The following is a 12,812-nucleotide window of genomic DNA, read 5'->3' as shown; positions in this document are numbered from 1 at the left end:
TTGACGGCAGAACCCCCGATCAGGCCTACTTCAAACCGCCGGCGTCCGAAGCGGTAGCGGCATAACCAATGCGGAAATCCACTTAGAAAACGCCACGTAGCTGTTCAGACAAACCGAACCACCTCTTTCATCTATCCCGACAACTTCGCGGACCCGCTGGATCACTACCTGAAACTGACCGGACAGCGCACCGAGGACGGGGACGACACCACCAGCAAGCCCGAGACGGCGGGGCGGCTGCATTCCGGCTGGCTGTCGATGATGTATCCAAGGTTGTCACTAGCCCGTCAGTTGCTCAGGGAAGACGGTTTTGTCGTCGTCAGCATTGATGATGATGAATTGCCAAACCTTATACGGCTCATGGATGAGCTTTTTGGCGAAGAGAACCGCGCCGCCGTTCTTGTCTACGACAGAAACCGCAAGAATGATGCAAAGCTCTTCTCAGTCGGCCACGAATACATGGTCGTCTATGCTCGAAATCGAGCATGGCTAAAAGAGAACGACATAATTCTTCGAGCGCCCAAGGAAGGAATCGAAGAAGTCCGAGACCTATTTGAGAAGTCGCGCAAGAAGCACGGTGATGATTGGACGAAGGTGCGGGAAGACATTCTGGCTTTCTATGAAACCTATGAAGAAGACGATCCTAGAAAACCTTTGGCACGGTATCGAAAGGTTGATGAACGAGGCCCGTATAGGGACGACGGCAATATAAATTGGCCGGGCGGCGGAGGGCCACGTTACAGAATATCCCACCCAGTCACACGCAAGCCGGTCAAGTTGCCAACAAGCGGTTGGCGATATCCAACTCGCCGTCGATTTCTCGAAGTTTGCCGCGAAGGAAGGATAGCATTCGGAAAGGATGAAACGACTGTTCCGGGCGTTCGCAGCAACATGTTTGATGCCGACGTGCAGGTGATGCATAGCGTTACCTTTAGCTATGCCCAAACCGCTGCGACGCAATTCGCTGATATTTTTGGCGGCAAGAAGACCTTTGACAATCCAAAGAGCTATACCGATCTCGAACGTCTCGTGGGGTATCTTTCGGAACCCGGGGACACCGTCTTAGATTTCTTCGCCGGGTCTGGCTCTTCTTTTCATGGGCTGTTGCGGACCAATACAGGTGAGCACACGCCACGAAAAATGATTGCGGTTCAGTTTCCCGAGCCTGTGATTGAAGGTGCCGAAGCGGCGAACAATGCACTCAGCATGGGCCTGAACACCATTGCAGATATCGCCAGAGAACGGATGCGACGAGTCTTTCGGCTCCCGGAGCATAAGACTGAACAAGGGTTTCGTGCCTTCAAGCTCACGCAAAGTAATATGATGCGCTGGACTGGTGTCGAGCACAAAGACCCTGACAGCTACGCAGCGCAGCTAGAGGCCTTCACCGATAGCCTCGCGCCCGGCTGGCAACCGAAAGACGTGATCTGGGAGGTTGCCTTGCGCGAAGGCTACAGCCTGACCGCCAAGGTCGAAGAGCTGGACATCAGCACAGGCCCGACCTTCTGGCGCGTGCCGGACGAGGATCGCAGCTTCATTATCTGTCTGGACGAGGCTCTGACCCTCGATGCCGTCGCTCCCTTGGGCCTGACCAAGGACGACATGTTCGTCTGTCGCGACACCGCGCTGGACGACACGCTCGCCGCCAACCTCGCCCTGCAATGCCGGTTGAAGGTGATCTGAGGCCATGAAGTTCAAATTCGACAGCGATCAGGAATATCAGGTCGATGCGGTCGAAAGCGTCGTGGGCCTGTTCGACGGTCAGGCCTTCGTGCGCAATCAATTGACCGTGCCGACCGGCGCGACCTTTCAGGTTGTCCCCAACCGGCTGGACCTGACGCCCGATCAGCTTCTCGCCAACCTGCAAAAGGTGCAGGACGACCGGGGTCTGGACCAAGACGACAAGCTGGAAACACTTACAGCCAAGGTCGATACGCTGCGCGGCGAGGAAGACATCACCTTCCCCAACTTCTCGGTTGAGATGGAGACAGGCACCGGCAAGACCTATGTCTACATCCGAACCGCGCTGCGCCTCTATGAGACCTATGGGCTGCGCAAGTTCATCATCGTCGTGCCATCGGTTGCCGTACGCGAAGGCGTGAAGAAGGCCCTTGAAGTGACCAAGCCCCACTTCGACAAGCTCTTTGGCAAGCCGCCGTATCACTCCACCGTCTACGATTCCGCCCGCAAAAGCCAGGTGGCCGGTTTCGCGCTGTCTGACGGGATTGAGATCATGGTGATGACCATTGACGCTTTCAAACGCGCCGAGACCGTCATTCGCCAGTCACGGGAGGGGCTGGACCCGCCGATATACCAGCTTCAAGAAACGCGCCCTGTTTTGATCTTGGACGAACCGCAGAACATGGAAAGCGATCTGTCGGTTTCCGCGCTGGCCTCGCTCAACCCGATGTGCGCCCTGCGCTACAGCGCTACCCATCGAAATGCCTATAATGTAGTCTATCGGCTAACTCCCTTCGACGCCTACCGCCAAGGGCTGGTAAAACGCATCGAGGTCGCATCGGTCGTACAGCAAGACAACGAGAATCTGCCATTTCTACGGGTTGAAGAGCTGAACGCCACTAAGCGGACCGTGAGCGCCAAACTGAGTGTTCACAAACTGATGGCGACCGGGAAGATTCGAGAGAAGCCCATCAAGGTACGAAGCGGCGATAATCTGGTCGAAAAAACCGGGCGCGCTGAGTACGAAGGTTTCGTCGTGGACGAAATCAATCCCGGATCGGGTTTCATCCGCTTCGCCAACAATCAGGAACTGGCGCTTGGTGGCGAACAAGGCTCCGACCGCGAAGCGGTCTTCGAAGCTCAGATCGCATCGACCATCGAAGAGCACTTCCGCCGTCAGCGTCGGCTGAAGGAACACGGCATCAAGGTCTTGTCCCTGTTCTTCATTGACAAGGTGGACAACTACGCCCCCAACGACGGCAAGCTGAAACTGATGTTCGTGAAGGCTTTTGACGAGATCAAACAGCGGTATGCCGAATGGAAGGACGTTCAAGCCGCGGATGCACAGAAGGCCTATTTTGCAACCAAGACCAAGAAGTCTGGTGAGACCATGGTATTGGACAGCACCGGCAAGACCAAACAAGACGACGAGGCCTTCAACCTCATCATGCGTGAAAAGGAACGCCTTCTCTCTTTTGACGAGCCTGTGGCCTTTATCTTTTCGCATTCCGCGCTGCGCGAAGGTTGGGATAATCCAAATGTCTTCCAAATCTGCACATTGCGCGAAGTTGGCAGCGAGACCGAGCGCCGTCAGCAGGTTGGTCGTGGCGTGCGACTGCCGGTCAATCAGAACGGCGACCGCATTCAAGACGAACAAATCAACGTCCTGACAGTTGTCGCGAGCGAAACTTACGAGCGTTTCGTCGCAGGCCTGCAAAGGGACATCGAGAAAGAATACGGCAAGGACGGCCTGCCGCCGCCGCCTCCGAACCAACGGAAACGAACAACAATCAAGCTGCGCAAGCAATTCATGCTGAAACCCGAGTTCAAAGAGCTTTGGGAGAAAATCAAACATAAGACGCGCTACTCGGTGCAGATCGACACTCCAAAACTCGTCGCCGACACCGTTGCTGAGCTTGATGAAGCGACCATTAGAAAGCCCCGCATCACAGTTTCCAAAGCTAATATCCGCGTCGATGAGGCCGAGGATTTCTTCGAGCCAATCGTTCTTAGCGGTGCCCGAACCGCGGTCGATCTTGCCGGGCGTTATCCTTTACCGAACCTGATCGAGGTGATGGAAAGCCTGATGGCGAACACTTCACCGCCGATGCGGTTGGCCCGACGCACCCTTTTGGAGGTATTCAAGCAGACTGCCAAAAGGGCAGAGGCGACAGAAAATCCGCATGATTTTGCCATCACCGCAGTCGATATTTTAAAGTCTAAACTCGCCGATCAAATGGTGAAAGGGATCAAGTACCAAAAAGATGGCACATGGTACGAACAGACCCAGTTCGCAGAAGAAATACAGACGTGGGCAGATTATGTCGTCCCAAGCGTTGAGACAGGCGGTGTGGGTGGGACCCACATTTACGACGGCGTCCGTTGGGACTCCGAAGGCATCGAAAAGCAGTTTGCTGTCGACCTTGAGCGGCGCGCCGACGTAAAACTATACATCAAGCTCCCGGACTGGTTCACGGTCGATACTCCAATCGGCAGGTACAACCCAGATTGGGCCGTCGTGATGGATGATCCTGCGAACCATGGCGATAGTCTGTACTTGGTACGCGAGACCAAAGGCAGCCTTGATTTGAGCGAGCTGCGACCTGACGAAAGAGCTAAGATCACGTGCGGACAGCGCCATTTCGGAGGTGCACTCGGAGTGAGCTATAAGGTGATCACGAAGTCTGCCGACCTGCCTAATGGAGGTGTCTGAAATGGATATTAGCCCACCGTTCACTTTACGATTATCTTGCAAGCTTTAAAAAATGGAGGCTAGAAGATGTTTAGGAAAGTGAGGCGCTATGTCACTAATGATGTTAGCTCTGACGAGAAGGATATCTCGATTTCCATAGCGAGCCTTCTGTACGATGTCGCACGATTTCATGGCTTAGAAGTCTTGCAAAATGGTAAAGTATTCGCCGTTTATTGGTGGGAAGAAGCAGGCAAAGGGTTAGATATTTCATTCGGATCACCCTCTCCTCGCCAAAGAACGGCGGATGCGCGCACTGTGGCTGTTAGCATTAAGGAGGAACTAAATAAGCTTTTTAGACCTAGTATCATTGAAGAGCTCAAATCTAATTGGAAACCTTTCATTGACGCATGTACTTTCTCTGCACTGTATGGATTTAATAGGGATAGGAGGAAAAACTTGAATCAGCGTTACGAGCTTTTTGAAATACCAAGATTACAGCCCCTGGTAGAGGGTTATTCTCAAGCATTTCGGAATGGGTCCGAGAGTGAAAAGGTGCGGTTGATAACGGAAACAAAAAGAGGCGAAAAACCTCACATATACATGCAGACCGCCCTAACTACTGGCAAAGCCAAGAGAATCGAGAGCGAGTTTGGGGGCGAAGATTTTGATTATCTTGTTGCAACCGGAGGAATGTTTCGCTGACAACCTGTGTGCATGACGGATGATAGGAAAATTCCTTTGAGGAATTCAAGCATTATCCGCCAGAGTCGCTAAGCGGATATTGAGCTAAGAATTGCAGGAAAAGCGAAATAACGTACACGCAAGAAATGTCAGTCCCCTTTCTCTCAATCGCTTGCGACACATGCTCCTTTTCAGGGAGCTCTCTGGTAACCTTCGGTCGCTTTCTTTGGAAATATGAGGGCAAGACCTTCGACTTTAACCGGCAGATGGGGCTTTGCCGATGTTGCCAAAAAATAGTTTCCATGGAACATTTTCCAGAAGCCGAAGTGATGGGGCGCGCGAGAGAGATAAGCGCGACATATACGGGGGACCCTTTGTTCCGATACCTAGAAAAGGATGAGGCAAAGTATCTGGCAAGCCAAGATGGCTTCGATGTTCTGGAGAAGGTTCTTGCGTTAGGCCGCCCACCGGTGTGCCTCGACTGCGGAAGCACTGACATAGAACCTCTAAAAGTGCCCGAAGGCGTTGGGTTCAAAACTGACGTGCCGGTCGATCTGGGTATCGGTCATCCCGGCTGTGACGGGCGGCTCATGGTAGAGGGTTCTGGCGGCATGCGGATTGCGCTGCGACCAAAAACAAAGGTGTATGATATCTATGGGCAGCTTTTAATGACTGTCACAGAATGAAGTGGGCCAGATATTGGTCGCAATAGTGCAGGTAATACAAACACAAAAAGTACAACAGGAGCTTAAAATGAAGAAGGCTTTAACTATCGTCGGATTGTTCCTTGGTTTGAGTGGATGCGGGACGACTTACGTCTTGCCTGACATTGACGACGTTTCCTCCTCGCGCGCGAAATCCATGTTCGCCGAGGCCCAAAACGACAAGAGCCGCAAAAGGGTTTCAGTTGCACAAGCGGAGCGCCGGTTTCATCGCGTTTCTCGCCGTGTAGAGCCGGTCGCAGAAAAGTTCTGCGAGGCGGAAACCGCATCTCTCGACGGCTTCGATTGTGATGTACAACTCGCCATAGACCGTGACGCTAAAGAGCGTAACGCATACTTCACCTACCGCAACGATAAGCCAAAGATTTTCATGACTATGCCGATCCTGCAGGACATGAAAAATGATGACGAGGTCGCCTTTGTTCTGGGGCATGAATACGGTCACTTGGTTGGACAACATATCCAGAAGAAGAAGCAGCAGGCCATGGCTGGAGCTCTCATTTTAGGGGCGCTGACTGCCTATTCCAATGCTCAGGCCGCATCAGCAGGGGTGAGTTATGACCCGGATGCGGTAGGGCGTAATATGGAACTGGGCGCGGCGGTTGGGTCTCGGGCTTATTCCCAAACCTATGAATTGGAAAGCGACACGCTCGGCACGCGCATTGCCAAAGCGTCCGGTTATGATCCGGTAAAAGGGGCGAAATATTTCGCGAGGCCCGAGGACGCGCGCACTGATGCGGGTAACCTCAGTTTTTGGGGAACCCACCCGCCAGATGAAAAGCGCCTCGCCACCGTGCTTGCGGTCAGCGCGCAGATCGAGGCACAACAAGGACTGCAAAGAAAAAAGTGATTCCACTACGTTACTGTTCACAGTTCCCGCTGCAAAATTCCTGCCGACCACAGTGCGAGACGTTGTGAGACGGTTACTTGAGTGGCTCTGGAAAAACCCCGGCTCGCTCTACACGTCCCTCCTAGGCATGGGCGGGGGGTGCCCGGGGGGTGTGTCCCTGTGGGGGGAATCCGGGAATCCGGTTCCCGTTCCTCAAACTTCATGCTGAATGATAAACACCACCAACCACCCCGTGGTTAAATGGGTGGATAAATGGGTACAGGATAAACATACCCACAAGCCATTGAAATAAAAAGAGTTGTGGCGGAGAGACAGGGATTCGAACCCTGGAGACGGTTTCCCGCCTACACGCTTTCCAGGCGTGCGCCTTCGACCACTCGGCCACCTCTCCGTTGCGGCCTTCTAGCCGCAGGTGCGCGGGGTTGGCAAGGGGGCGCGGTGCAGGGTTTCTTGCCGGTGTCACTGCACCGCGCGGATGCGTTTGCGACTGTGGTCTACCATGAAGTCGACGAGGTGACGCACCTTGGGGTCCTGCCAGCGCCGGTGCGGGTAGAGGCAGCCGAAGAGCGAGGGCTGTGGCGGTGTCTGCGGCAGCACCTCGATGAGGCGACCGGCCGCGATATGGTGTGCCACGTCAAAGAGCGGCCTGTTGGCGATGCCATGACCGGCGAGCATCCAGTCGGTCAGCACGTCCGAATCGTCGGCATCGAATTTCCCCGACACGGCGAGCTTGCGCGGCCCGTCGCCGGTTTCCAGTGTCCAGAAATATTCCGGTGAGCGGGGATAGCGCAGCAGCAGGCAGTTGTGCCCGCCATCGAGCAGGTCGGCGGGCCGCCGCGGTGTACCGTGCCGGTCGAGATAGGACGGCGCGGCGCAGAGCACGCGGCGGCAGTTCTCGATCCGCCGCAGCTTGAGGTTCGACTCCTGCGGCTGCCCGACGAAGAAGGCCACGTCAAGCCGCTCGGCGAGGATGTCCACCACCCGATCCGAGAGCCGCATCTGCACCTGAATGTCGGGAAACCGCTCGACGAATGACGGCACCAGCGGCGCGATCATCCGTCGCCCGACGCCAAGCGGCACGGCGATGCGGACCACCCCGCGCGGGGCCGAGGAATAGCTCGCCACCGCCGCCTCGGCGCTCTCGACGGTGTCGAGCACCTTGCGCGCCTCGTCGTAGAACACCCGCCCCACCTCGGTGGGCGAGAGCGTGCGGGTCGTGCGGTTGAACAGCCGCACGCCGAGGCGCGCCTCGAGTTCCTTGATACGCTTGCTCGCCACCGCGGGTGTCATCCGCAGGTCGCGCCCGCCCGAGGTGATGCTGCCAAGCTCGACGACGCGGACGAAGACGCGCAAGCTGTCTATATAGGGCATGGCTTTGCTCCTTGCCGCCCGGGATATGCAGGGAGTGAACACCAGCGCGCGCCTACTTTCAACGTTTTGTTGAAAGTATTTGCCGAATGCCGCCGTATTCATCGAAAGTCGATTGCGTTATCCTGTGGGCTGTCATGAAATCCGGAGGAGGTCGAATGCCGCAGCGAGACGAGATCAGGTTTCTGCTCAACGACCGCGAGGTCGCGTTGGCCGATGTTGCTGCCACGCGCACGCTGCTGGATTTCCTGCGGCTCGACCGGCGGCTCACCGGCACCAAGGAGGGCTGCGCCGAGGGCGATTGCGGGGCCTGCACCGTTCTGGTGGGCCGCTTGGAGTCGGGCGCGCTGCGCTACGAGCCGGTCAATGCCTGCATCCGCTTCCTCGCGTCGGTGGATGGCTGTCACGTGGTGACGGTCGAGCATCTGCGCGGCGAGGGCGGCGCGCTACACCCGGTGCAGCAGGCAATGGTTGCCGAACATGGCAGCCAATGCGGCTTTTGCACGCCGGGGATCGTGATGGCGCTCTACGCGCTCTGGATGAAGACGCCCGAGCCGGACGAGGCCCAGATCGAGACCGCCCTTCAGGGCAATCTGTGCCGCTGCACCGGCTATGCCCCGATCATCCGCGCGGCGCAATCCGCCGCCCGCTACGGCACCCCCGCCGGCGACCGGCTTGTGCAGGAGCGCGACCGCGTCGCGGCCCGGCTGGCGGCGCTGCGCGATGATACGCGGGTGATGACCGGCCCCGAAGAGGACCGCGCCATCCTGCCCGCGGACGTGGACGATTTCGCCGAGGTCTACGCCGATACGCCCGAGGCGACCGTCGTCGCCGGGGCCACGGATGTGGGGCTGTGGGTGACGAAGTTCCTGCGCCCCATCGGCCCGGCCATCTTCATCGGGCATCTCGACGGGCTCCGCCGGATCGAGGTGAACGACAGCGATATCCGCATCGGTGCCGGGGTGAGCTATAGCGATTTCGCCCCGGTCATCGACGCGCATTTCCCCTGCCTTGCAGACTACTGGAGCCGCATCGCCGGGTGGCAGGTGCGCAACATGGGCACCATCGGCGGCAATATCGCAAACGGCTCGCCCATCGGCGACACGCCCCCCGCGCTGATCGCGCTCGGGGCTGGGGTCACCCTGCGCCACCGCGGCGTGCGCCGCACCCTGCCGCTCGAGGCGTTCTTTGTCGATTACGGCAAGCAGGACCGCGCGCCGGGCGAATTCGTCGAGGAAATCCGCATCCCCCGTATCGCACCCGGACAGATCGTGGCGGCCTACAAGGTGTCGAAGCGGCGCGACGAGGATATTTCCTCCGTTGCCGCCGGGTTCTCGGTCACGCTGCAAGAAGGCCGGATCGCCGCCTGTCGCCTCGCCTATGGCGGCATGGCCGCCACGCCGAAGCGCGCCTCCCAAGCCGAGGCGGCGCTCACCGGGCAGCCCTGGGGGGAGGCGGCAATCCGGGCGGCGATGGCCGCGCTGTCCGATGACTTTACCCCGCTCACCGACATGCGCGCATCGAGCGCCTACCGGATACGCGCGGCGCAGAACCTGCTGCTGCGCCTCTATCTCGAACACGAGCACGGCGCAGCGATGCGACTGAGGGCCTGAAGGAGACGCGCGATGAAAGATCAGACCGTAAGCCAAAGCCCGGTGCACCAGCCGCTCGCCCATGACAGCGCCGCCAAGCATGTCACGGGCCGGGCCACTTATACCGACGACATTCCCGAGCCCGCGGGCACGCTGCACGCCTATCTCGGCTGCGCCACCGAGACCCACGCGCATATCCGCGCGATGGACCTTGACGAGGTACGGGCCGCCCCCGGCGTGATCGGCGTTCTGACCGCCGCCGACATTCCGGGCCACAACGACATCAGCCCCACGGGCCGCCATGACGAGCCGGTCTTTCCCACCGACCTTGTGGAATACCACGGTCAACCTCTCTTTGCGGTGGTGGCCGAGACGCGCGACGCTGCCCGCCGCGCGGCGATGCACGCGCGCATCGACTACGAGGTTCTGCCCCATGCGCTCGACCCGGTGGCGGCACAGGACGCGGGATATCCCCATGTTACCGATCCGCTGACGCTGGCGCGCGGCGATGCCGGTGCCGCGCTCGCCACCGCGCCGCACCGCATCGAGGGCCGCATGGCGATCGGCGGCCAGGATCACATGTATCTCGAGGGGCAGATCGCCTTTGCCGTTCCCGGCGAGGACGAGGATGTGACGCTACATTGCTCGACCCAGCATCCCAGCGAGGCGCAGCACATGGTGGCGCATGTCCTTGGCCTGGCGTCCAACGCCGTCACCGTCAATGTCCGGCGCATGGGCGGCGGCTTCGGCGGCAAGGAAAGCCAGATGAACCTGTTTTGCGCCGTTGCCGCGCTGGCCGCGAAAAAATGGAACCGCCCGGTCAAGATTCGCCCCGACCGCGACCAGGACATGACTGCCACCGGCAAGCGGCACGATTTCGTCGTCGATTACGATCTGGGCTTCGACGACGAGGGGCGCATCACAGGCGTCGATGGCACCTTCGCCGCGCGCTGCGGATTCTCCTCGGACCTCTCGGGGCCGGTCACCGACCGGGCGCTGTTTCACGCCGACAACGCCTATTTCTACCCGCATGTGCGGCTGCAAAGCAGACCGATGAAGACCAACACCGTCTCCAACACCGCGTTTCGCGGCTTTGGCGGGCCACAGGGGGTGATCGTCGCCGAGCGCATGATCGAGGAAATCGCCTATGCACTCGGGCGCGACACGCTGGATATCCGCGAGGCGAATTTCTACGGGGATAAGGGGCGCGACGTGACCCCCTATCACCAGACGGTCGCGGACAACATCATCCTTCGCGTGGTCGAGGAACTGGAGGCCAGCGCCGAGTACCGGGCGCGCCGCCGCGCCGTGCTCGACCACAACGCGCGAGAAGGCATCATCCGGCGCGGGATCGCGCTCACCCCGGTGAAGTTTGGCATCTCCTTTACCGCCACGCATTTCAACCAGGCGGGCGCGCTGATCCACGTCTACAATGACGGCTCGATCCACCTCAATCACGGCGGCACCGAGATGGGGCAGGGATTGAACACCAAGGTGGCGCAGGTGGTGGCCGATGCGTTCGGCGTGGACATCGCCCGTATCAAGATCACCCAGACCACCACCGAGAAGGTGCCCAATACCTCGGCCACGGCCGCGTCGAGCGGGTCGGACCTCAACGGGATGGCCGCCCTCGACGCCGCCGATCAGATCAAGGCGCGGCTGGCGGCTTTCGCCGCCGAACGCTGGCAGACCACGCCCGAGGCTGTGCGCTTCGTCGCTGGTGGCGTGCAGGTGGGGGCCGAGATGATCCCCTTCGCCGATCTGGTGCGCGCGGCCTACATGGCGCGCGTGCAGCTCTCGGCCGCCGGGTTCTACAAGACGCCCGACATCCACTGGGACCGCGCCACCGGCAAGGGCCGCCCGTTCTACTACTACGCCTATGGCGCCGCGTGTTCCGAGGTCGAGATCGACACGCTGACCGGCGAATACCGCATCCTGCGTGCCGACGTGCTGCACGACGTGGGCCGCTCGATCAACCCCGCTCTCGACCGCGGACAGGTCGAGGGCGCCTTCGTGCAGGGCGTCGGCTGGCTCACCACCGAGGAACTGTGGTGGGACGAGGCGGGCCGCCTGCGCACCCACGCGCCCTCGACCTACAAGATCCCGCTCGCGTCGGACCGGCCGCGCGTGTTCAACGTCGCGCTCGCCGAGTGGTCGCAGAACCGCGAGCGCACGATCAAGCGCTCCAAGGCCGTGGGCGAGCCGCCCTTCATGCTGGGCATTTCCGTCTTCGAGGCAATCTCGATGGCGGTGGCGAGCGTGGCAGATTATCGCGAATGCCCCCGGCTCGACGCGCCCGCCACACCCGAGCGCGTGCTGATGGCGGTGGAGCGGCTGAAGGAGGGTGCGGCATGAGCCTCTCGGAGTTTCTCGACCGTCACCCCGACGCGGTGGAGGTGCGCCTCGCTCGCGTGCGCGGCTCGGCCCCGCGCGAGGAAGGCGCGGGAATGATCGTGAGCACCACCGCCTGCCACGGCACCATCGGCGGCGGACAGCTTGAATACATGATGATCGACGCGGCGCGCGCAATGCTGGCACAAGGGCAGATACGGCGTGATCTCGATATACCGCTCGGTCCCGAGATCGGGCAGTGCTGCGGTGGACGGGTGGAGGTGACGCTGCGCCTTATGGACGCCCCCGCCCGCCGCGCCGCCCGCGCCGGGGCCGAGGCAGAGGCACAGGCGCGGCCCCATGTCTACGTCATGGGCGCGGGCCATGTGGGCCGGGCGCTGGCGCAGCTGCTGGTGCAGATGCCGGTGCGCACGGTGGTGGTGGACAGCCGCCGCGCCGAGCTTGCGCTCTGCCCCGAGGAGGCAGACCGCCGCGAAAGCGCCCTGCCCGAGGCCGAGATCGACCGCGCGCCCCCCGGCAGCGCCTTCGTCATCCTCACCCACGACCATGCGCTCGATTTTCTGCTCAGCGCCGAGGCGCTGGCGCGGGGCGACGCGGCCTATACCGGCATGATCGGATCGGCCACCAAGCGTGCGCGCCTGGCCACATGGTGCCGGGATCACTGCGACGGCCTGCGTATCGACGCGCTGACCTGCCCAATCGGGGCCGCCACCGGCGGTGACAAGCGCCCCGAGGTGATCGCGGCGGGCGTTCTGGCCGAAGTTATGGCCGCGCTTGCCCGTCACGCCGCAATGCAATCCCGCGCCCTGCACGTGTCAGGCTAGCGCACAACCCCGCCCGGACCGGTCACGGAGGAGAGCACCGCCCGGGCGGCC

General features: G+C 60.1%; 9 protein-coding genes and 1 tRNA gene. 8 read left to right on the top strand and 2 right to left on the bottom strand.

The window, feature by feature from the left end:
* Nucleotides 1-129: 129 nt before the first annotated feature.
* From C6W92_RS12910 to C6W92_RS12890, 5 genes are all read left to right on the top strand, one after another.
* A complete protein-coding gene (locus C6W92_RS12910; protein ID WP_129433882.1) occupies nucleotides 130-1,683 on the top strand; it encodes a site-specific DNA-methyltransferase in 1,554 nt (517 codons plus the stop codon).
* 4 nt (nucleotides 1,684-1,687) lie between these two features.
* A complete protein-coding gene (locus C6W92_RS12905) occupies nucleotides 1,688-4,393 on the top strand; it encodes a DEAD/DEAH box helicase family protein (RefSeq protein ID WP_129433880.1) in 2,706 nt (901 codons plus the stop codon).
* A gap of 66 nt (nucleotides 4,394-4,459) precedes the next feature.
* A complete protein-coding gene (locus C6W92_RS12900) occupies nucleotides 4,460-5,074 on the top strand; it encodes a hypothetical protein (RefSeq protein ID WP_129433878.1) in 615 nt (204 codons plus the stop codon).
* 281 nt (nucleotides 5,075-5,355) lie between these two features.
* The gene (locus C6W92_RS12895; RefSeq protein WP_129433876.1) at nucleotides 5,356-5,739 is read left to right on the top strand and encodes a hypothetical protein; all 384 of its coding nucleotides are present in this window, start codon (nucleotides 5,356-5,358) and stop codon (nucleotides 5,737-5,739) included.
* Between the two features lie 67 nt (nucleotides 5,740-5,806).
* The gene (locus C6W92_RS12890) at nucleotides 5,807-6,625 is read left to right on the top strand and encodes a M48 family metalloprotease (protein ID WP_129433874.1); all 819 of its coding nucleotides are present in this window, start codon (nucleotides 5,807-5,809) and stop codon (nucleotides 6,623-6,625) included.
* Nucleotides 6,626-6,926: 301 nt separating this feature from the next.
* Here the strand turns inward: C6W92_RS12890 and C6W92_RS12885 are convergent.
* Both C6W92_RS12885 and C6W92_RS12880 read right to left on the bottom strand, forming a co-directional pair.
* Nucleotides 6,927-7,016 (bottom strand) — tRNA-Ser (locus C6W92_RS12885).
* A 68-nt stretch (nucleotides 7,017-7,084) separates the two neighbouring features.
* Entirely contained in the window at nucleotides 7,085-7,996 is a 912-nt protein-coding gene (locus C6W92_RS12880) for a LysR family transcriptional regulator (RefSeq protein ID WP_129433873.1), read from the bottom strand.
* A 155-nt stretch (nucleotides 7,997-8,151) separates the two neighbouring features.
* Between C6W92_RS12880 and xdhA the strand changes: the two genes are divergently transcribed.
* The 3 genes from xdhA to xdhC are packed head-to-tail and all read left to right on the top strand — an operon-like array spanning nucleotide 8,152 to nucleotide 12,761.
* Complete coding sequence (xdhA, locus tag C6W92_RS12875; protein ID WP_129433871.1) at nucleotides 8,152-9,606, top strand: xanthine dehydrogenase small subunit; 1,455 nt, start codon at nucleotides 8,152-8,154, stop codon at nucleotides 9,604-9,606.
* A 12-nt stretch (nucleotides 9,607-9,618) separates the two neighbouring features.
* Nucleotides 9,619-11,940, top strand: a complete 2,322-nt coding sequence (gene xdhB / locus C6W92_RS12870; RefSeq protein ID WP_129433869.1) for a xanthine dehydrogenase molybdopterin binding subunit — start codon at nucleotides 9,619-9,621, stop codon at nucleotides 11,938-11,940.
* On the top strand, nucleotides 11,937-12,761 hold the full coding sequence (gene xdhC / locus C6W92_RS12865; RefSeq protein WP_129433867.1) for a xanthine dehydrogenase accessory protein XdhC: 825 nt from the start codon (nucleotides 11,937-11,939) through the stop codon (nucleotides 12,759-12,761). Before xdhB ends, xdhC begins: the two co-directional genes overlap by 4 nt.
* Nucleotides 12,762-12,812: the final 51 nt, after the last annotated feature.

The organism is Roseovarius sp. A46 (genome assembly GCF_004126395.1).
GTDB lineage: Bacteria > Pseudomonadota > Alphaproteobacteria > Rhodobacterales > Rhodobacteraceae > Roseovarius > Roseovarius nitratireducens.
This window is presented reverse-complemented; position numbering and strand designations above follow the sequence as displayed.